This is a genomic window from Mesorhizobium sp. KR2-14 (assembly GCF_040049255.1).
Lineage (GTDB): Bacteria > Pseudomonadota > Alphaproteobacteria > Rhizobiales > Rhizobiaceae > Pseudaminobacter.
On sequence record NZ_JBDZDR010000002.1, the window covers coordinates 625,088 to 645,672 of the forward strand.

At 63.5% G+C, this 20,585-nt stretch carries 14 protein-coding genes; 13 read left to right on the top strand and 1 reads right to left on the bottom strand.

Features of this window, described 5'->3' with window-relative positions; all coding sequences use genetic code 11:
* Positions 1-6: 6 nt before the first annotated feature.
* The 13 genes from ABLE86_RS07540 to ABLE86_RS07600 all read left to right on the top strand — a co-directional run bounded on the left by ABLE86_RS07540 (position 7) and on the right by ABLE86_RS07600 (position 18,165).
* Complete coding sequence (locus tag ABLE86_RS07540; protein WP_348778302.1) at positions 7-3,912, top strand: glycoside hydrolase TIM-barrel-like domain-containing protein; 3,906 nt, start codon at positions 7-9, stop codon at positions 3,910-3,912.
* Between the two features lie 136 nt (positions 3,913-4,048).
* Positions 4,049-4,345: a hypothetical protein gene (locus ABLE86_RS07545; protein ID WP_348778303.1), complete on the top strand. Its 297-nt coding sequence runs from the start codon at positions 4,049-4,051 to the stop codon at positions 4,343-4,345.
* An 80-nt stretch (positions 4,346-4,425) separates the two neighbouring features.
* The gene (locus ABLE86_RS07550) at positions 4,426-5,091 is read left to right on the top strand and encodes a response regulator transcription factor (RefSeq protein ID WP_348778304.1); all 666 of its coding nucleotides are present in this window, start codon (positions 4,426-4,428) and stop codon (positions 5,089-5,091) included.
* 46 nt (positions 5,092-5,137) lie between these two features.
* Entirely contained in the window at positions 5,138-6,514 is a 1,377-nt protein-coding gene (locus ABLE86_RS07555) for an ATP-binding protein (RefSeq protein ID WP_348778305.1), read from the top strand.
* 112 nt (positions 6,515-6,626) lie between these two features.
* Entirely contained in the window at positions 6,627-7,088 is a 462-nt protein-coding gene (locus tag ABLE86_RS07560) for a hypothetical protein (RefSeq protein WP_348778306.1), read from the top strand.
* Between the two features lie 95 nt (positions 7,089-7,183).
* Positions 7,184-8,323: a c-type cytochrome biogenesis protein CcmI gene (gene ccmI, locus ABLE86_RS07565; protein ID WP_348778307.1), complete on the top strand. Its 1,140-nt coding sequence runs from the start codon at positions 7,184-7,186 to the stop codon at positions 8,321-8,323.
* A 4-nt stretch (positions 8,324-8,327) separates the two neighbouring features.
* Positions 8,328-8,762, top strand: coding sequence for a cytochrome c maturation protein CcmE (gene ccmE / locus ABLE86_RS07570; RefSeq protein WP_348778308.1), 435 nt, complete (start codon positions 8,328-8,330; stop codon positions 8,760-8,762).
* A 19-nt stretch (positions 8,763-8,781) separates the two neighbouring features.
* Positions 8,782-10,767 carry a heme lyase CcmF/NrfE family subunit gene (locus tag ABLE86_RS07575; RefSeq protein WP_348778309.1) on the top strand — a complete coding sequence of 662 codons (1,986 nt, stop codon included), beginning with the start codon at positions 8,782-8,784 and terminating at the stop codon, positions 10,765-10,767.
* A 20-nt stretch (positions 10,768-10,787) separates the two neighbouring features.
* Complete coding sequence (locus ABLE86_RS07580; protein WP_348778597.1) at positions 10,788-11,234, top strand: cytochrome c-type biogenesis protein; 447 nt, start codon at positions 10,788-10,790, stop codon at positions 11,232-11,234.
* A gap of 131 nt (positions 11,235-11,365) precedes the next feature.
* Complete coding sequence (locus ABLE86_RS07585; RefSeq protein WP_348778310.1) at positions 11,366-12,895, top strand: Do family serine endopeptidase; 1,530 nt, start codon at positions 11,366-11,368, stop codon at positions 12,893-12,895.
* A 165-nt stretch (positions 12,896-13,060) separates the two neighbouring features.
* On the top strand, positions 13,061-13,735 hold the full coding sequence (locus tag ABLE86_RS07590; RefSeq protein WP_348778311.1) for a response regulator transcription factor: 675 nt from the start codon (positions 13,061-13,063) through the stop codon (positions 13,733-13,735).
* A gap of 3 nt (positions 13,736-13,738) precedes the next feature.
* Complete coding sequence (locus tag ABLE86_RS07595) at positions 13,739-15,196, top strand: ATP-binding protein (protein WP_348778312.1); 1,458 nt, start codon at positions 13,739-13,741, stop codon at positions 15,194-15,196.
* A complete protein-coding gene (locus ABLE86_RS07600) occupies positions 15,193-18,165 on the top strand; it encodes a bifunctional [glutamine synthetase] adenylyltransferase/[glutamine synthetase]-adenylyl-L-tyrosine phosphorylase (RefSeq protein ID WP_348778313.1) in 2,973 nt (990 codons plus the stop codon). Before ABLE86_RS07595 ends, ABLE86_RS07600 begins: the two co-directional genes overlap by 4 nt.
* 20 nt (positions 18,166-18,185) lie before the next feature.
* Here the strand turns inward: ABLE86_RS07600 and ABLE86_RS07605 are convergent, their stop codons facing one another.
* The gene (locus tag ABLE86_RS07605; RefSeq protein WP_348778314.1) at positions 18,186-20,510 is read right to left on the bottom strand and encodes an ATP-binding protein; all 2,325 of its coding nucleotides are present in this window, start codon (positions 20,508-20,510) and stop codon (positions 18,186-18,188) included.
* Positions 20,511-20,585 lie beyond the last annotated feature (75 nt).

A 20,585-nucleotide genomic window follows, 5' to 3' on the forward strand; every position in this document is an offset into this window, starting at 1 on the left:
GCTCCGATGGCTACCATTTTGCTGCAGGCTGCCGGTGCCGCGCTTGGCGGCGTGCTCGGCCCCGTGGGAAGCGCGATCGGCTCGGCGGTCGGAGCGATGGCCGGCTACGCCATAGACCGCGCCTTGATCGACAGCACTCGACATGTCGAGGGACCGCGCCTGACTGGCGCGAGGCCCTTCACGGCCGAGGAGGGCGCCTCGATTCCGCGCGTCTATGGCAGTGCGCGCATAGGCGGCACGCTGATCTGGGCCACCCGCTTCGAGGAGGCGAGCACCACCAGGCGGCAGGGCTCCAAGGGCGGTGGCCCACGCGTGACCGAATATTCCTATTTCGCCAATGTCGGTTTCGCCTTGTGCGAAGGGGAGATCGCCGGGGTTCGCCGCATCTGGGCTGATGGCAGGGAGATCGACCGCAACGACTTCGAGGTGAGGATCTATCGTGGAAGCGAGGATCAGCCGGTCGACCCGCTGATCGAGGCGAAGCAGGGGACCGGCAACGCGCCGGCCTATCGCGGCTTGGCCTATGTGGTGTTCGAGCGCTTCGCGCTTGGCGACTTTGGTAATCGCATTCCGCAGTTCCAGTTCGAGGTGCTGAGGCCGGTAGGCGAAACAGCCCGGCAGGTGCGGGCGGTTTGTCTCATCCCCGGAGCGACTGAGTATGGCCTGTCGCCGCGCCTCGTTACCCAGCAGAAGCGGCCCGGCGACAGCAGCGCCGCAAACCGCCATGTTCTGCACGCCGGCAGCAATCTATCGGCATCGCTCGACGAGTTGCAGATGCTTTGCCCCAACCTCGAGCATGTGGCCGTCGTCGCCACCTGGTTCGGCGACGATCTGCGGGCGGGAGAGTGCCGGATACGCCCGATGGTAACGAGTCGAACGGCCTCCGGTTTCTCGGATGCCTGGAGCTCTTCAGGCATCGGCAGGGGCGCGGCCGAGGTCGTGTCCTGGTCTGGCGACGGGCCGGCCTATGGCGGTACGCCATCGGACCGGAGCATCATCGCGGCAATCCGCGAGATCAAGGCGCGCGGGCTGAAGGTGACGCTCTACCCCTTCGTCATGATGGATATTGCGGCAGACAACACGCTGCCAGACCCCTATGGCGAGGCGGCGCAGGCGGCCTATCCCTGGCGGGGGCGGATCACCTGCTTCCCCGCACCGATGCGCCCTGGCAGCACCGACCGGACGACGGCCGCGCGCGCGCAGGTGGCGGCCATCTGTGGCGGTGCGCTGCGCACCCAATTTGCGCCAACCTCCGACGGCGTGAGGTTCACGGGCCCGGCGGGCGACTGGGGGTACCGGCGCTTCCTTATGCATTTCGCGCATCTCGCGGCAGCCGCTGGCGGCGTGGACGCGTTCGTCATCGGAACCGAACTGCGTGGGCTGACGACGCTGCGCGACCAGAACGATGCCTTTCCTTTCGTCGAGGCCCTGTGTGCGCTGGCAGCCGATGTGCGGGCGATATCCGGGACCGGGATGGCGATCACCTACGCCGCGGACTGGAGCGAGTATTTCGGCCATCAGCCCGCAGACGGCAGCGGGGACGTCTATTTCCATCTCGATGAACTGTGGGCCCATCCAGCGATCGACGCCGTTGGCATGGACAACTACATGCCGCTGTCGGACTGGCGCGATGAGGACTATTCCGGCGCGAACCCGGACGGTTTCCATGGAACCTATGATGCGGCGGGCCTCGCCCATGCCATCGCGAGCGGCGAGGGCTTTGACTGGTACTATCCTTCGCCGGATGCGCGCCTGCACCGCGAACGCGCGCCGATAACCGATGGCAGCCATGGCAAGCCCTGGATCTATCGCTACAAGGACCTGGTCGGCTGGTGGAGCAACAGGCACTACAACCGTGTCGGCGGACAGGAGGTTTATAATCCGACGGCATGGGTGCCTTGCTCAAAGCCGATCTGGTTCACCGAACTTGGCTGCCCCGCGGTGGACAAGGGGCCGAACCAGCCCAACGTCTTTCCGGACCCGAAGTCGGTAGAAAATGCGATCCCGTATTTTTCGAATGGCGGTCGCTGCGACCTTGCACAGCAGCGGTTCCTGGACGCGCATGCGCGTCATTGGTGTCCGGAGGGCGCGGGTTTCCAGGAAGAAAACAATCCCCTCTCGCCGCTTTACGGCGGCAGGATGGTGGACCCGGAGCGAATCTACCTTTGGGCTTGGGACGCAAGGCCCTATCCGGCCTTTCCCTTGCGCAAGGATGTCTGGTCCGACGGCGACAATTGGAGCCGTGGCCACTGGCTGAATGGCAGGCTGGGCAACCCTTCGGTGGCGGCGCTGATCGAAGGTATCCTCGCGGACCACGGCCTGCCGCCAGCCGATACACTCGAAGTCGACGGAACCGTGCAGGGTTATGTGATAGCGGACCCGACTTCGGCGCGGGCGGCACTGGAGCCGCTCATCGAGTTGTTTGACATCGCAGTGCATGAGGAGGCTGACCGACTGGTCTTTCGAAGCCGTGCAAGGCGCAACGGCGGGCCGCTCGAAATCACCGAGTTCGTCTATGACGGCCGCAACACGGTGGTCGAGACGGTTCGGATGCCGGACCACCATCTGCCGGTTGAAGGCATTCTCGCATTCCGCGATCCGCTCATGGAATATCAGGCGGGAACTGTCCGCTCCGTTCGCCAAGGCGTCCCTGGAAGTCGGCAGCAGGTCATTTCCTTTCCGGGCGTGCTGGAAAGCGCGGAGGCAAAAGCGCTTCTGGACGACTGGATGCGGCGAATATGGGCCGAGCGCGAAAGCGTCAGCTTCGCTGTTACCTCGCCCAACGCGGAAATTGTGCCGGGCAAGGTGATCCGTCTGGCCGGAACTGGCGCGAACTACGAATTCATGGTGACGGAAATCGAGGACGGGCTCGTTCGCAAGGTAGCCGCCAGGCAGATCGTGCGTTCGTCACCGAGCGGCTGGCACCCTGCGCAAATCGAGCCGAAGCCCGCTGCTCCCAGCATCGTCGGTCAGCCGCATGTGGAGTTTCTGGACCTTCCCTCAGGGCCGGGCGAGGGCGAGCCGCAAGATCAGTTCAGGGCTGCCGTTTGGCAGAAGACCTGGAAAAGCCAGCTGCTTTTTGCTTCGCCGGAGGACACCGGCTTTGCCCAACGCGGCGCGATAGCCCAGCCTGCAAGCATGGGCCGCCTGATGGAAGCACTGCCGCAGGGGCGCGAGGGCCGGCTCGACCGACGCCATCCCATCATCGTGGAAATGTTCGACGCCGAACTCTCGAGCGTGAGCCGCCTGCAACTTCTCAACGGGGCGAATGCCGCCGCTATCAAATCGGCGAATGGCGCCTGGGAGGTGATCCAGTTCCGGGAGGCGGAGGAAATCGGGCCGGACATCTGGCGCTTGCAAACGCTGCTGCGCGGCCAGCTTGGAACCGGCGACGCGATGGAGGCAGGTGCCCCAGCGGGCTCGAGCTTTGTTCTCCTCGACGAGGCGGTACGGCCCGCGGGGCTGCGGGCCTCGGAGATCGGCCTTTTGCTGAACTGGCGCGTGGGGCCGGCCGGTGCCGAATTTTCGGACGCCAGATTTGCCACCGTCCAGGCAGCGGGAGGTATGCGTGCACGCCTGCCTCTGGCGCCGGTGCATTTGAGAGCGCAGCGGAAGAGAAACGGTGACCTCGCAATTTCATGGATTCGACGGGGAAGGAGCCGTGCGGATGACTGGGATGCCAGCGAAATTCCCCTGGGTGAGGAGCGTGAGGAATATCGAATCGATATTGCGGATGCAGATGGCGGGACGGTCCGCACTCTCTCGGTATCTGAGCCCCGATGGGTCTATCCGGCGGCAATGATGCAGGCTGACCTGGGAGGCGGCGCGGCCGAGGTCAGTATCAAGGTCAGGCAGTTGAGTGTCGCGGCTGGCTGGGGGCTTCCTCTGATCCACCGGATGTCACTGATCTAGAACGCGATATGGTTGCGCAAATGTCCCTGCTCCCCTTCGCTTTCCCCGAGGGAGCCGATGGGGCTTGCAGGCTAGCGGATTAGCTGCTGATCTATGTTCATTTCGCGTTCAGCAGCCATCTCCTAAAACGACGACCATGATTATGACCCGCTCCCGATTCCGGTCTGCCGCCCTGGCGTTTTGCCTGTCAGGCCTCGTCGCGTCGCAATCTGTTGCGGCGCCGGCTGCGGGACAGGGCGATGAAAGCTTCGTTATCGCTGCAGCCGATTGCTATGCCATCGGCCAGCAGGTCGCTGCCCAGAATGGCGGTACGCTTGCCAAGGCGAGCGCCGCCACGCAAGGAGGACAGTCGGTGTGCGTGATTGTCGTGCTCGTGCCCGGAAAGGATGGGCAACGCCCCCGCCGGTCTGAATTCGTGGTGCCACAGAATTGACACAGGCATGCGGCGATTCGCATGAGACAAGAATTGATCGGATGCTTTGCCTGTTTTTGGGGTGACGGAAAAATAATTGAATGCGGATACTGGTCGTTGAAGATGACAAGGAACTGAACCGGCAGCTTTCCGAGGCTTTGAGCGATGCCGGTTATGTGGTGGATCGAGCTTTCGACGGCGAAGAAGGGCATTTCCTTGGCGACACGGAGCCCTACGACGCTGTGGTGCTCGACATCGGTTTGCCGCAGATGGATGGGATAAGCGTGGTCGAGCGCTGGCGGCGCGACGGCCGGAAGATGCCGGTTCTGATCCTGACTGCACGCGACCGGTGGAGCGACAAGGTGGCCGGTATCGATGCCGGCGCTGACGACTACGTGACCAAGCCGTACCATATCGAAGAAGTGTTGGCGCGTGTTCGCGCTCTCATTCGCCGTGCTGCCGGCCATGCTTCGTCGGAACTTTCGTGCGGTCCGCTGCGGCTGGACACCAGGGCCTCCAAGGCCGATGTGGACGGCGTGCCGCTGAAGCTCACCTCACATGAGTTTCGCCTGCTTGCCTATCTGATGCATCACATGGGCGATGTGGTGTCGCGTTCCGAATTGGTCGAGCATCTCTACGACCAGGATTTCGACAGGGATTCCAACACGATCGAGGTGTTTGTAGGCCGGCTTCGCAAGAAGATGGGCGTGGACATGATCGAGACGGTCCGAGGCATGGGATACCGCATACGCGAGCCTGCTCAGTGAAGGTGCGGCAGATGCTCGCCGGCCACCTAGACCGCAGGATTGCGAGATGAATTTCGGCCCACGATCGGTGGCCTTCCGCGTCATCGCCTTTTCCACGGTGTGGGCGGTGGTGGCGCTCATCGTCATCTATACGGTGATTGCGACACTCTACCGGCAGGCGAGCGAGAGAGGCTTCGAGAGCCTGCTTTCGGCGCATCTATTCAACCTGATCGGTTCTGTGGGCGTGTCGGAACCGGGGGTCCTGACCGGCGGACCCGATCTGGGTGATCTGCGGTTTTCGGAACCCGAATCCGGCTGGTACTGGGCGGTGGAGCCGGTGTCGCCCGGACTGAGCGGGACGCTGCGCTCGCTGTCGACGACCGAGACCATACCGTCTCCCCAGGTCTCGGAAGTGCCGTTCAATGCATCGTTTCAACGCAACTACAGAATGCAGGGCATCTCCGGCGAGGAGATAGAGGTGCTGGAGAACGAATTCGTTCTCGATGCCAAGAACAGGATTGCCCGCTTTCGCGTGATGGGCAACCGCAGCGAACTGGAGAAGGAAATCGGGGCGTTCGACAAGCGCCTGTTCACCTATCTGTCGATGTTTGGCGTTGGCATGATCGCGATCAACGCGATTGCGATTCTGCTCGGTCTGCGGCCGCTCGGGCGCGTGCGCGAGGCCTTGGCCATGGTGCGCGAGGGACGCGCCCAGAGGCTCGATGGCAAATTCCCGGTCGAAATCGAACCGCTGGCCAATGAAACCAACGCATTGATCGACAACAACCGGCGCATCATCGAGCGCTCGCGCACCCAGGTCGGGAACCTGGCTCACTCACTGAAGACGCCGCTTGCCGTGCTCCTGAACGAAGGACGCGCAATCGGCGGAGAAAAGGGAAAACTGATCGCCGATCAGGCTGCTGCGATGCAAAGCCAGGTGGAGCACTACCTGCGCCGCGCCAGAGTGGCCGCGCAGCGGGACAGCGTCGTGTTCAGGACGCCCGTCACTCCCGTGCTTCAGCGGATGGTGAGGGTGATGGCGAAGCTGAACCCAGGTATCAACCTTTCCCTCGTAGCGCCGCCAGCCGAAATCGTTTTCGGTGGCGAACGTGAGGATCTCGAGGAGATCGTCGGCAACCTGCTCGAAAACGCAATGAAGTGGGCTGACGGGAACGTCCGCGTTTCTGTGGCGCAGATCGGCCAGCAAGCCTCGGCTTCTGCCGAATTCTCGCTGGTGATCGAGGATGATGGGCCGGGTATTCCCGAGGAAAAGGCCCGCGAAGCTCTTAGACGCGGCAAGCGGCTTGACGAGACGAAACCCGGAACAGGGCTGGGCCTGGCGATCGTGGCCGAACTTGTCAACGAATATGGCGGCCGACTGATGTTGGAGCGCTCGTCGCTCGGGGGCCTGAAAGCGATTGTCCAGCTACGCCGAGTACAATAGAGAAGTATTGTGGCGGAAGTTCCCGGTTGGCCAAATTTCGGCCAAATATCGGTCCTATCGCAGACCTTGCAAGCCTTTGATCGGTTAGGGGAATTTCGAATTGGTGGCAGGCGTGAGAATTGGCATCGCACTCGCGGGCGGATTGCTTGCAATTTCGGGCTGCAGCACAGTCGGCCTGAACGGCACCAGGGGATCAGCCGCCGGCGCGGCAGCCGGCGGTTTTGCATCAGGCGAGGCAGGCGCCGGCAAGGGCAGGGTTGCTGCGACGATCATCAGCGCGATGGCAGGCGGCCTCATCGGCGGGTCGATAGGCACAGGCTTGGACGAACGTGAGCGCCGCAACGCGCTGGAGGCAGAATACCGGGCGCTGGAATATACGCAGAGCGGCCAGCCGGTAAGCTGGCAGGGCAGTCGGTCCGGACGGTCGGGTCAGGTGGTTGCCGCGCAGCCCTATCGAGTCGGCTCCCAGGATTGTCGCCAATATTCGCAAACGGTCTATATTTCCGGGCAGTCGCGCACTGCACGTGGAACGGCCTGCCGCAATGCGGATGGGAGTTGGACGCCGCTGACCTGAACCAGGCTTTAAACGCCTTGGAATAGCCGCCCACCGTCAATCCGCCGCAGGCGATGCAGGTTGGCACTGCATCCGTCGAAGGATATTAAGAGGGCATGGTTTTCTGGTTGATCGCCGCCCTGCTTACGCTTGGGGCCAGCTTGTCGGTATTGCTGCCACTGGCCGGGCGCGCTCGAGGCGTCGCCGCGGGCAGCGCCCATGACCTTGAGGTTTATCGCGATCAACTCGGCGAACTCGAGCGCGACGTCGCGCGCGGGTTGATCCAGCCCGCGGACGCCGAACAGGCGCGGGCGGAAATCGCACGGCGGATCATTCGGCTGGGCGGTGATGGAGCCGCCGAGCGGCTATCGTCGCGTTTCACTTATGCCGGCAGGATCGTGGGCGCCGCCGCCGTTCTCGCGGTGCCGCTGGTGAGTTGGGGTCTTTACGGCGTTCTCGGGTCCCCGGACATACCGGCACAGCCGCTTCGCGAACGCCTCGCGCAAAATCCCGCGGAAAGTTCCGTGGACGAGTTGATTGCACGTGCGGAAGGCCATCTTGCCGCCAATCCGCAGGACGGTCGCGGCTGGGATGTGCTGGCGCCGGTATATGCCCGCTTGGGGCGTTTTGACGATGCGGCGGCCGCCTACCGCAACGCCATACGACTGCAAGGTTCCACTGCCGCTCGCGAATCCGGCCTCGGCGAGGCGCTCACCAATGCGGGCGACGGGCTGGTTTCAGCCGAGGCGCAGCAGGCGTTCGAGCGTGCGCTGAAACTGGAGATGGACCAGCCGAAGGCGCGCTTCTATCTTGCCATGGCGCTGGTGCAGGACGGGAAGATGGCCGAGGCAGTCAAGGCGTGGGAAGCCATGCTTGCCAGCCTGCCGGCGGACTCGCCATGGCGTTCTCCTACCGAACAGGCCTTGGCGGAAACCACGCGCAGGGTGGCCGAGGGGCCCGCCAAGCCGGACGCCGGCCTGACGCAGCAGGACATGGATGCGGCCGCGGCCATGTCGCAGCAGGATCGCAAGGCGATGATCGAAACGATGGTCGCCGGGCTGGATGAGAAGCTGCGGCAGAACCCGCATGACTCGGAAGGCTGGCAGCGGCTTCTGCGTTCCTACATGGTGCTAGGCAAGAAGGACCAGGCCCAGGACGCGCTTGCCAGAGGGCTTGCAGCGCTGGGAGCCAGCACCGAAGACGGTCGGAAATTCGCCGAATTCGCGGCCACGCTAGGCTTGTCGGCGACGGAGTGAACGCATGACGCGCAAGCAGAAGAGATTGTCGATCATTGCAGGCGGTGCGGCCTTCCTGGTGGCGGCGACCGCACTGACATTCTACGCGCTTGGGCAGAAGGCTTCTTATTTCTACATGCCTGCCGACCTGCAGGCGGCGACGCTGGAGCCCGGCCAGCGCATCCGCCTCGGAGGACTGGTCGAAAAGGGCACGATCGTGCGCGGGCAGGGAACGCAGGTCAGCTTCGGCGTGACCGACCACGAAAAGTCGGTCAAGGTCACTTATTCCGGAATCTTGCCGGACCTTTTCCGGGAAGAGCAGGGCGTGATCACCGAAGGCAGTTTCGGTTCCGATGGCGTCTTCGTGGCCGACAGCGTGCTGGCCAAGCATGACGAGAACTATATGCCCAAGGAAGTCGCCGATGGCCTGAAGGCCAAGGGTGTGTGGCAGGAGAACTGAGTGAAGGATCCGCGCCGCCATGGTTGAAATCGGACATTTCGCGCTGGTTCTGGCGTTCGCGCTGGCGCTGGTCCAATCGGTGGTGCCGATGGTTGGCGCGCGCACCGGCAATGATCGGCTGATGGCAGTGGGCGGCCCGGTTACAGTGAGCGGATTTGCACTGACGGCGCTGTCGTTTGTCGCGCTTGCGGTCGCCTATTTGCAGTCTGATTTTTCGGTGGCCAATGTCTGGGAGAATTCCCACTCGCTCCAGCCGCTTATCTACAAGCTCACCGGCACCTGGGGGAACCACGAAGGCTCCATGTTGCTGTGGGTCTTGATCCTGAGCTTTTTCGGAGCGCTGGTGGCGGCCTTCGGCGCCAACCTGCCCGCTACCTTGCGGGCCAATGTCCTGGCTGTGCAGGGTTGGATCGGCGCGGCTTTCCTCCTGTTCATCCTGACGACTTCGAACCCCTTCGCTCGCTTGATCCCAGCTCCTATCGAAGGGCGCGATCTGAACCCGATCCTGCAGGACATCGGCCTCGCCGTTCATCCGCCGCTTCTCTATCTCGGCTATGTCGGGTTTTCGGTCTGCTTCTCCTTTGCCGTCGCCGCCCTTATCGAAGGCCGGATAGATGCCGCTTGGGCGCGCTGGGTGCGGCCGTGGACGCTTGCCGCCTGGGTGTTCCTGACCGGAGGCATCGCGATGGGCTCCTATTGGGCTTACTATGAGCTTGGGTGGGGCGGCTTCTGGTTCTGGGATCCGGTGGAGAATGCCTCCTTCATGCCGTGGCTTGCAGGAACGGCGCTGCTGCACTCGGCGATCGTGATGGAAAAGCGTTCGGCGCTGAAGATCTGGACGCTGCTTCTGGCGATCCTCACATTCTCGCTGTCACTCCTCGGCACATTCCTGGTGCGCTCTGGCGTTTTGACCTCGGTGCACGCTTTCGCGACCGACCCAAGCCGCGGCGTCTTCATTCTGTGCATTCTCACCGTGTTCATCGGCGGATCGCTGGCGCTGTTTGCGCTGCGTGCGGGAACCCTGACGGCGGGCGGCATGTTCCAGCCGATCTCCCGCGAAGGCTCGCTGGTGCTCAACAATCTGTTCCTGACGACCGCGACCGCGACGGTCCTCATCGGGACGCTCTACCCCCTGCTTCTGGAGGCCGTGACAGGCGACAAGATCTCCGTCGGCGCGCCGTTCTTCAATCTCACCTTCGGGTCGCTCATGATCCCCGTGTTGCTGCTCGTGCCCTTCGGACCGCTGCTGGCCTGGAAGCGGGGCGACATGTTCGGGGCGGCCCAGCGCCTGATGACGGCATTCGGCGGCTCGCTGCTTGCGGTGCTGGTGGCCATGCTTTTCATCGATGGCGCCACTGTGTTCGCCGCGCTTGGCATCGGCATTGCAGTCTGGCTCGTTCTCGGCGCCTTGACGGATCTGGCGTTGAAGTCCGGGCTGGGTAACGTCTCGATGAATGTCGCCTTCCGCCGTTTCATCGGCTTGCCGCGTTCGGTGTTCGGCACGGCGCTGGCGCATCTTGGGCTGGGCGTGACGATGCTTGGCATCGTCAGCGTCGTTTCGTTCGAAACCGAGCAGATATTGACGATGCACCCGGGCCAGACCGTGGAGATCGCTGGCCGCACCGTGCGCTTTGATGGCATTCACCCTGCACAAGGGCCGAATTTCACCGAAGACCGCGGCAGGTTCGTGCTGCTGGGAGCCGATGGCAAGGACCGCGCCGAAGTGGTTTCCTCCAAGCGCTTCTATCCTGCGCGCCGCATGCCGACCACGGAAGCCGGCATCAGAACGATGGGTTTCAGCCAGCTCTATGTCGCGCTCGGCGATGAGTCCGCCGATGGAAGCGTGGTTGTGCGCATGTGGTGGAAGCCGATGGTGACCTTGATCTGGCTCGGCGGCCTGGTGATGATGATCGGCGGAACCGTATCGCTCACCGACCGGCGGCTGCGCGTGGGCGCGCCGACGCGCGCAAGAGCAATTCAGAAACTGAAGCCGGTCGCGCCATGAAGCGGTCCCTTCGCATAACCATGGCAGCGATCGCCTGCGCATTGATGACAGGCGGTGCGGCCCTTGCCGTTCAGCCGGACGAGGTGCTGCAAAACCCGGCCCTCGAGGGCCGGGCGCGCGCGTTGTCGGAAGAACTGCGCTGCATGGTTTGCCAGAACCAGTCGATCGACCAGTCGGACGCCGACCTGGCGCGGGATTTGCGCATTCTCGTGCGCGAGCGCCTGAAGGCCGGCGACACCGACGAACAGGTGCTCGACTACGTCGTCTCGCGCTATGGCGAATTCGTTCTGCTGAAACCCAGATTCAGCCTGCGCAACGCGCTCTTGTGGGGCACGCCGCTGGTGCTGCTGCTGTGCGGCGGGGCGGCCATGTACTATGCAGCCCGGACCAGGCGCACCAACGATGTTTCGGCGCTCAGCGAGCAGGAAAAGCAGGTGCTCGAGGCGATTTTGCGCCGGGACAAATAGACGGCGAACTCGCCGCCGCCTCGAACATTACGAAACTTTCATTCGCCGGAAAGAACGCCGTAAGGTCGGCGCGAATATCTCTTTTGGCAGAGGGTGCGCTTCGCAAGCATCCCTGTTCGAGAGGATAGCCCATGACCAGTTCTCCCAACTCCGTTTCGAAGAGCCGCGGCCGGCTTCTCGCCGCTGCCGCCTCCATCGCCGTTGCGGGCGCCATCGGCCTCGGCGCGGTTACCTCGGGAACCATCCCGGTTCTTGCCGATGCGGTACGTGTCGAGGCGCCGCAGGTGCCGGGATTTGCCGACGTGGTCGAACGCGTTTCGCCCGCCGTCGTCAGTGTCCGCGTCAAGGCCAAGGCCAACCAGACGGCCAGCAACGAGGAAGGGTTCTTCTCGGGACAGCGCGGCTTTGAAAATCTCCCCGACGATCATCCGATGAAGCGGTTCTTCCGCCAATTCCGCGGCTTCGGCGACCAGGACGGTCCGCGCGGATACCGCTATCGTGACCGCCAGCCGCGCCCCGTCGCGCAAGGGTCGGGCTTCTTTATTTCCGAAGACGGATATCTCGTCACCAACAACCATGTCGTCGATGGCGGCACATCCTTCACGATCGTGACCAATGACGGCAAGGAACTGGATGCCAAGTTGATCGGCGCCGATCCGCGCACCGACCTTGCCGTGCTGAAGGTCGACGGAAACAACAAGTTCACCTATGTCGAATTCGCCGACGACGGCAAGGTACGCGTTGGCGACTGGGTTGTCGCGGTCGGCAATCCGTTCGGGCTGGGAGGCACCGTCACCGCCGGCATCGTCTCGGCGCGTGGCCGTGACATCGGTGCGGGTCCCTATGACGACTTTATCCAGATCGACGCTGCAGTGAACCGGGGCAATTCCGGTGGTCCGACCTTCAACCTCAGCGGGCAGGTCGTCGGCGTCAACACGGCCATTTTTTCGCCATCCGGCGGCAGCGTCGGCATTGCCTTTGCGATCCCCGCTTCGACCGCCAAGCAGGTGGTGCAGGACCTGATGAGCGACGGCACCGTGCAACGTGGCTGGATCGGCGTGCAGGTGCAGCCTGTGACGCCCGACATTGCCGAGTCGCTGGGCCTCAAGGATGCCAAGGGCGCTCTGGTTGCCAGCGCTCAGGACGACGGTCCCGCCAAGAAGGCTGGTATCGTCGCCGGCGATGTGATCACCCAGGTGGAGGGCAAGCAGGTCTCCTCTTCGCGCGAACTTGCGCGGATCATCGGTGCCAACCCGCCCGGCAAATCCGTCGACGTCACTCTCTGGCGCAACGGCAAGTCGGAGACGGTGAAGATCGACCTGGGCAAGCTGCCGACCTCGGAAAAGCAGGCGTCATCGTCGCGGCCTTCGTCGCCGGCTGAGCAGGAGAGCGCCCTGGCAAGCCTCGGCCTGACCGTTACTGGCGCGGACGACGGCAAGGGGCTCGTGGTTACCGATGTCGATCCCGACAGCGATGCAGCAGACCGGGGCATCCAGGCCGGTGATGTGATTACCTCCGTCAACTCCATCGAGATCAACCGCGTGAGCGACATGACCAGCGCCATGGCCGAAGCGGCCAAGGCAGGCCGAAAGGCCGTGCTGGTGCAGGTGACGCGCGAAAACTCGAGCCGCTTCGTCACCTTGCCGCTTAGCCAAGGCTAGGCAACGGTCGCGGTCGGCAGTGCGCCGATCGCTGCCCAGGTTTCGCGGCTTCGCAGAAAGCCAGGCGGCAGCAGGTTGCGAGAGCGGCCTGCTGCCGCGTTCTTTGGGAACACGGCGATGCAGGTAAGTATCCTTGAGCCGACTGAAATCGCGTATAGTACAGCGATGAAGATTCTCGTTATCGAAGATGATCGCGAAGCGGCAGACTACTTGCAGAAGGCGTTGTCCGAGGCAGGACACACCGTGCATGTGGCGGGCGATGGCGAAACCGGATTTGCGCTTGCGGATTCCGGCGAATACGACGTGATGATCGTCGACCGAATGCTGCCGCGCCGCGATGGACTTTCGGTCATTGCCGGCCTTCGTTCGCGCGGGAACACCACGCCGGTTCTGATCCTTTCGGCACTGGGAGAGGTGGACGACCGCGTGACCGGCCTGCGCGCCGGGGGAGACGATTATCTGACCAAGCCCTATGCCTTCTCCGAACTGCTGGCGCGCATCGAGGTGCTGAATCGCCGCGTAGGCGCGCGCGATGCCGAAACCGTTTATCGGGTCGGCGACCTGGAGCTTGATCGCCTCTCGCACTCCGTGCGCCGCGCTTCGCGTGACATTACGCTTCAGCCGCGCGAGTTCCGCTTGCTGGAATATTTGATGCGTCACGCGGGACAGGTGGTGACGCGCACGATGCTCCTGGAAAATGTCTGGGACTATCATTTCGATCCGCAGACCAATGTCATTGACGTGCATGTCTCCCGGTTGCGCAGCAAGATCGAGAAAGGCTTCGATAGCCCGATCCTGCACACGGTGCGCGGCGCTGGCTATATGCTCAAGGCCGGCTAGCCGATGGCCTTGCGCCTTCCTGCGATCATGCGGACGACGGCAGCGCGGCTGTCGGCGCTCTACCTCATTCTCTTCACGCTGTGCGCCGTGGTGCTGGTCTTCTACATGACGTCGCTCTCGTCGCGCATGCTTACTGCGCAGACGATGGATACGATCAACGAAGAGGTGCAGGGGCTCGGCCAGTCCTATCAGAGGGGCGGCTTGCCGTTCCTGGTGCGCACCATCGAGCGGAGGGCGCGTCAGCCTGGCGCAAATCTCTACCTGATCGCCGATTCCAACGGGCGCATTCTTTCCGGAAACGTCGAGAGCCTTGAGCCGGGCGTTCTGTCCGTGGATGGCTGGACCGAGCGCCCCTTCGCCTATCAGCGCTATGGCGAAAGCAGTTCCGAGCGACGAAGCACGGATTCTTCCGGGTCCGAATCCGTGCAGGAGCATGTAGAGCTGCGGCACAAGGCGATCGCCGTGGTTCTTCGGCTGCCCAACCAAATGATTATCCTGGTGGGCCGGGACCTGAGCGAACCGGAGAGATTTCGCGTCGTCGTTCGCCGCGCCCTGATGGTGGCGCTGGGCATGATGGGTCTGGGCGCGCTGCTCATCTGGTATTTCGTCGGCCGCCGGGCCCTCAAGCATATCGACAGCGTTTCGGAGGCCAGCCGGCGCATCATGGGAGGCGATCTGTCGGGCCGGCTGCCTGTCATCGGAACGGGAGATGAGTTCGACCGGCTCTCGGAAAATCTCAATTCCATGCTCGAGCGCATCGCGGAACTGAATGAGGGTCTGAAACAGGTCTCGGACAACATCGCCCATGATCTGAAGACGCCCCTGACCCGCCTGAGGAATCGTGCCGAGGCCGCCCTGGCCAGCCAGTCCAGCCCGGCCGAGCATCGCGCCGCACTGGAAAGCACGATCGCCGAATCCGACCAGCTGATCAGAACCTTCAACGCCATCCTGATGATTTCGCGGCTGGAGGCCGGCTATTCCGCCGAAGCCGTCGGCAAGGTCGATCTCGCCGCAATCGTGCGCGATGTGGTCGAGCTCTATGAGCCGCTGGCGGAGGAAGACGGGGCCAGCCTGGTGGCATCCGTCGGCGAGGGCTTCGTGGTCCATGGCAACCGCGAGCTGATCGGGCAGGCACTGTCGAACATTGTCGACAACGCGATCAAATATTCGCTCGGTTCCACCGACAAGCCAGAGGTGCGCGTGAGCCTCGAGAAGGCTGACAAGGAGGTGCGCCTGAGGGTCGTTGACAACGGTCCGGGCATTCCCGATCAGGCCGACCGGGAAAGGGCCACCGAACGGTTCGTGCGGCTGGAAAAGAGCCGCTCGCAACCTGGTTCCGGGCTGGGGCTCAGCCTGACCAAGGCGGTTATGAAGTTTCACCATGGCCGGCTCGAACTCGCCCCGGCCGATCCCGGCCTATCTGTCACCATGATATTCCCACAAAGGGAGCCCGGAAAATGACGGCTGGCACGGCGGCGACGGCAAGCAACCAGAACTGGTTCGCAGGGCCCATTCCCGAACTGATGCCACTTGACCGGGACAGGGCCTGCCGAGAAATGGCGGAGATCGCCGATGCAGCCCGCAACGACGGGCTCGAGCGGCTGGCCACTCTGTTGGATGGCGAAAGCCGGCTGGCCGTGTTCCTGCAAGCGGTCTTCGACCTCTCCATATTCATGCGCGATTGCGCCCGGCAGCGGCCCGAAATGCTCGATGCGCTGTTCGACGACACGGTCGATGACCGGCTGATATCCATCCAGGCTGCAATTCGGTCGACCGCCTTTGCGGAAGACGTGTCGGAGAAGAGCCTGATGACCGAACTTCGCAGGCTGAAGCGCGAAGCGCATTTTCTGATCGCGCTGGCGGAGCTTGCCGCGGATGCCGATACCGCCACGACCGTGCGGCGGCTGAGCGACCTTGCCGATGCATGCACATGCGCAGCAGTGGATTTCCTGCTGCGCGAGGCACATGGGCAAGGCAAGCTCAAGCTGCCTCAGCCCGAAAAACCTTCCGAAGGCTCCGGCTGGATCTTGCTCGGCATGGGTAAGCTGGGCGCGCACGAGCTGAATTTCTCCTCCGACATCGATCTTGTGGTGTTCTTCGATCCCGAAGCGCCAGCGGTTCCGGAACCTTACGAAGCGGCGGATTTGTTCGCTCGGCTGACAAGACGGCTGGTGCGCATCCTTCAGGACAGGACGGAACACGGCTATGTCTTCCGCACCGATCTTCGCCTCAGGCCCGATCCTGGCTCCACTCCCTTGGCCATCCCCGTCCAGGCGGCGCTGATCTACTATGAGGCACGGGGCCAGAACTGGGAGCGAGCCGCGATGATCAAGGCGCGGCCCTTGGCCGGCGACCTGAAGGCGGGCGCGGCCTTCCTGAAGGAACTCCAGCCCTATGTCTGGCGCAAATACATGGACTTTGCGGCAATTGCCGACGTTCATTCCATCAAGCGTCAGATACATGCCCACAAGGGCCACGGCCAGATCGCGGTCAAGGGGCACAACGTCAAGCTGGGTCGCGGCGGGATCCGTGAAATCGAGTTCTTCGTGCAAACCCAGCAACTCATTGCCGGCGGGCGCTTTCCGGAACTGCGAGGCAGCGAAACCGTGCCCATGCTGGCGCAGCTTGCGGCACGCGGCTGGATAACGGCCGATGCGAGGGACGCGCTGACGCAGCAATACTGGTTCCTGCGCCGGGTTGAACACGCAATCCAGATGGTTGCCGACGAGCAGCTCCATACGCTTCCCGAGGACGACGAGGGGCTGGAGCGCATCGCGCATATGCTCGGTTTCGCCGATCGCGAGGCGTTCTCAACCGAGTTTCGCGCATCCCTGCAGCAGGTGGAGCGCCACTACGCGGCGCTGTTCGAAACCGCGCCGGAGCTTTCTTCGGGCGTGGGCAACCTGGTCTTCACCGGCGACGTGGACGACCCCGACACGTTGCAGACGCTGCACACGCTCGGCTTCCAGCGGCCGAGCGACATATGCCGGGTCATGCGCAGCTGGCATTTCGGACGCTATCGCGCCACCCAGTCGGCTGAGGCGCGGGAGAGATTGACCGAGTTGACGCCTGCGCTTCTGGAAGCTTTCGGCAAGACGCACCGGGCTGACGAGGCGCTGATGCGCTTCGACGAGCTTCTGGCCGGGCTGCCTGCCGGTATCCAACTCTTCTCCTTGCTGCAGTCGAACCCCGCGCTGCTGCGGCTTCTGGCAACCATCATGGGCGCGGCGCCGAGGCTTGCGGCCATCGTCACCCGCCGGCCGCACGTCTTCGACGGGCTGCTCGATCCGGGACTGCTTTCGGAACTGCCGGACAGGGAATATCTGGCCACGCGGTTGAAGGTCTTCCTGGAGGCCGCCAAGACCTATGAGGACATACTCGACCGCCTGCGCATCTTCGCTGCCGAGCAGAAATTCCTGATAGGCGTGCGCCTGCTGACCGGCTCCATAGACGCCGCCAGGGCCGGGAAAGCGTTTTCCGACCTGGCAGATCTGACCATCGGCTCCGCGCTGGACGCCGTCATCGAAGAGTTTGCGGTGCGGCACGGCCGCGTGAAGGGCGGCAGGGCAGCCATACTCGGCATGGGCAAGCTGGGCAGCCGCGAACTCACCGCGGGCTCGGATGTCGATCTCATCCTGCTCTACGACCATGACGCCGACGTCGACGAGAGCGACGGGGAAAAGCCGCTCGCGCCGTCCCATTATTACGCCCGGCTCACGCAAAGACTGATCGCAGCCGTATCGGCGCCCACGGCCGAAGGCGTTCTTTACGAGCTAGACCTGCGGCTGCGGCCGTCGGGCAACAAGGGGCCGGTTGCCACCCACATCGACGCCTTCCGCAAATACCAGCGCGAGGACGCCTGGACCTGGGAACACATGGCGCTCACGCGTGCGCGGGCTGTCGCCGGCGATCCCGTGTTGTGCCAGGCCGTCGAGGCCGAGGTTGCGACAGTCATCGCCATGGAGCGCAACTTCGCCAAGGTGGCGAAGGAAGCGGCAAGCATGCGCAAGATGATCGAGGCTGAGAAGCCCGCCCGGGATATGTGGGACCTCAAGCTCATTCCCGGCGGTTTGATCGATCTGGAATTCATTGCCCAGGTGGCGGTCCTTACGCACCGGGTCGAAGCCGATCGACGCATCACCGGCACGGCAGGGATCCTTTCCCACCTCACTTCCGAGTTCGCCGATGCGCAAGTCAGGCAAGAACTGGTCGATGCCTATGGGCTCTACCTGGGGCTGACCCAGATGACGCGGCTCTGCCTGACCGGGCCTTTCGAGCGCGATGACATGCCCCCCGGCCTTGCCAACCTCCTGCTCGATACGACGGATCTTCCCGATTTCGGGGTGCTGGAAGCGTACCTCAAGGACACCGAGCGAAAGATGAGGGGAATTTTCGACCGGTTGCTGCGCGGCAAGCGAAGCTCACAATAGGCCGTTGATCCTGGCCCCGCCTATGCCGCCTGCTTGATTGCTTCGGGCGCCTTGCGCACGGGGATACGCACCGAGACGATGGTTCCCACGCCTTCGGTGGAGCGGATCTTGAGCGCCCCGCCGTGCAGTTCGGCCAGTGACCGGGAGATTGCCAGTCCCAGCCCCGAGCCGGTGTGGTTCTTGGAGAACTGGTTCTGCACCTGCTCGAAGGGGCGCCCGAGCTTGCTCAAGGCTGCCTTCGGAATGCCGCAGCCGGTATCCTCGATGGAGATCATCAGCGCCCCGGCGGCATTGCGCGCGCGCAGCGAGATGCGTCCGCCCTGGCCGGTGAATTTTACCGCATTGGACAGCAGGTTGATGACGATCTGCTTCACCGCGCGGCGGTCGGCGTAGAACCTGATCGAGTCTGCGATATTGGTCTCCAGCTCGATCGATTTCTGGGCGGCCTGCAGCGAGATCACCCGCACCGTCTCGCTGATCAGCGGACCGAGATCGATCTCCTCCCTTTCCATGGAGAACTGGCCGGCCTCGATCTTCGACATGTCGAGAATGTCGTTGATCACGCCCAGCAGATATTTGCCGCTGCTGAGAATGTCGCCGGCATATTCCTCGTAGCGCGTGCAGCCAAGCGGACCGAACAGGCCGGTCTCCATCACTTCCGAGAAGCCGATGATGGCGTTGAGCGGCGTGCGCAGCTCGTGCGACATGTTCGCCAGGAACTCCGACTTGGCGCGGTTGGCGGCCTCGGCGCGCTCGGTTTCCTTCATGTATTTCTTGTTCAGCTCCACCAGTTCGCGCGAGCGTTCCTGCTCGGCGCGGCGCGCCAGGCTGAGGTCGTGGATCGTGGCCATCAGGCGCCGCTCGCTGTCCACCAGCTTTTCCTGGTGCTGCTTGATCTGGGTAATGTCCGAGCCGACCGAAACCGTGCCGCCGTCGCGGGTCTTCAATTCGTTGACCTGCAGCCAGCGACCATCCGCGAGCTGGCGCTCGTAGGTCGCGCCGCCCCGATGCGCGTTTGCGCTCGGCAGGCGTCGCTCGGCGGCGAAGGCGGTCATGCGTTGCTCGATCAGCGGGCGCGGCGTGCCGGGCACCACGTCGCGATCCGAGAGGCCGTTGTCCTGCTGGTATTTCGTGTTGCACATCACCAGGCGCTGCTGGGCATCCCACAGCACGAAGGATTCGGTGATGTTCTCGATCGCCGTGCGCAGGCGCATGTCGGCGGCCTCGGAGCGCAGCAGCAGGTGCCGCTGTTCGGTGACGTCGACGGCGATGCCGATCATCTGGATTTCCGAGGCATCGGGATCGATCACCTGCGCGCGTGCGCGCATCCACACCCAGTGGCCGTCGGCGTGGCGCATGCGAAAGACCTGGTCGATATGGTCAATCTCGCGCGAGACGATGCGGTTGGCGAGCTGGAACAGGTCGCCGTCTTCCTCGTGGATTATGTCGTCCACCTCGCCGAAGGAGAGCATCGCGTCGCAGGGCTCGTAGCCCAGCATCTCGTACATGGAGCGCGACCAGTACATCTTGCCACGCACCATGTCCCAGTCCCACAGGCCGCAACGGCCGCGAACCAGCGCCATGTCGATGCGCTGATGCGCTTCGAGGTAGAGGCGGTCCGCCGCCTTTGCGCGCGCCGCCTGGCTGAAATAGGCGTAGAGCACGATGATGAGCACGCCGGCCGTCACCACAAACAGGGTGACGTTGAGCGACACGGTCTTGCGCCACTCCGCAAAGACGGCATCCCGCGAAATCAGGGCGGCGGCGGCAGCCTTGCGATCCTTGGCAATGCTCAGCGCGGCATACCAGTCCTGGCCGTCGACCCGGACTTCCATCACGCCGGCGCGCTCGCCGAACAGGAACAGTGGCTGTGCGCCGGCCAAAATCCCATCGAGCGGCTTGCCCGCCCACTGGGTCGATTCAGGCGACACGGCAAGCACCTTGAAGGCGCCGTCGGTGATTGCAAGCACATGCCGGCTGCCCATGGCGCCCTGCTGCAGGGTGCGCTCCAGCAACTCGTGGCTGGTCTCCGCAAGGGCGGTGCCGGTGGTTGCAGCGATGGTGACCGAATTCGCAAGCTCGGCGGCGGCCAAGCCGAGGACCGCCTTGGCATTGCGCTCCACCTCGTCGTTCCATGCCGAGAGCGACAGGATGCGCGCTGCGGCGATGACCAGCAGGAACAGGACGATCAGGGCGGGAATGGAGCGGCGCAGGATAGGCTCGGCCGCCAGCAGCCGGCGGTAGGCCGGCGCGGCGATGATCCGTGCATTTCCTGCTAGAGTGCTGCTTCTGCGCTCGACAAAAGCACTCTCACCGGGCGCGCCCAACGCGTCCGCCTTCGCCATATCCAGGCCCCCGAAACCTTTTTCTTAAAAAACGATCCGGCAACACCGCACATCCGAATCATCCATAAGGAATCA

Bases quoted from the DNA above. Each gene is read 5' to 3' on its own strand.
- ABLE86_RS07580 (WP_348778597.1), top strand. From the start codon at position 10,788: ATGGCAGCGATCGCCTGCGCATTGATGACAGGCGGTGCGGCCCTTGCC.
- ccmE (WP_348778308.1), top strand. From the start codon at position 8,328: ATGACGCGCAAGCAGAAGAGATTGTCGATCATTGCAGGCGGTGCGGCC.
- ABLE86_RS07545 (WP_348778303.1), top strand. From the start codon at position 4,049: ATGATTATGACCCGCTCCCGATTCCGGTCTGCCGCCCTGGCGTTTTGC.
- ABLE86_RS07605 (WP_348778314.1), bottom strand. From the start codon at position 20,510: ATGGCGAAGGCGGACGCGTTGGGCGCGCCCGGTGAGAGTGCTTTTGTC.
- ABLE86_RS07595 (WP_348778312.1), top strand. From the start codon at position 13,739: ATGGCCTTGCGCCTTCCTGCGATCATGCGGACGACGGCAGCGCGGCTG.
- ABLE86_RS07600 (WP_348778313.1), top strand. From the start codon at position 15,193: ATGACGGCTGGCACGGCGGCGACGGCAAGCAACCAGAACTGGTTCGCA.
- ABLE86_RS07585 (WP_348778310.1), top strand. From the start codon at position 11,366: ATGACCAGTTCTCCCAACTCCGTTTCGAAGAGCCGCGGCCGGCTTCTC.
- ABLE86_RS07555 (WP_348778305.1), top strand. From the start codon at position 5,138: ATGAATTTCGGCCCACGATCGGTGGCCTTCCGCGTCATCGCCTTTTCC.
- ABLE86_RS07575 (WP_348778309.1), top strand. From the start codon at position 8,782: ATGGTTGAAATCGGACATTTCGCGCTGGTTCTGGCGTTCGCGCTGGCG.
- ABLE86_RS07540 (WP_348778302.1), top strand. From the start codon at position 7: ATGGCTACCATTTTGCTGCAGGCTGCCGGTGCCGCGCTTGGCGGCGTG.
- ccmI (WP_348778307.1), top strand. From the start codon at position 7,184: ATGGTTTTCTGGTTGATCGCCGCCCTGCTTACGCTTGGGGCCAGCTTG.
- ABLE86_RS07550 (WP_348778304.1), top strand. From the start codon at position 4,426: ATGCGGATACTGGTCGTTGAAGATGACAAGGAACTGAACCGGCAGCTT.
- ABLE86_RS07590 (WP_348778311.1), top strand. From the start codon at position 13,061: ATGAAGATTCTCGTTATCGAAGATGATCGCGAAGCGGCAGACTACTTG.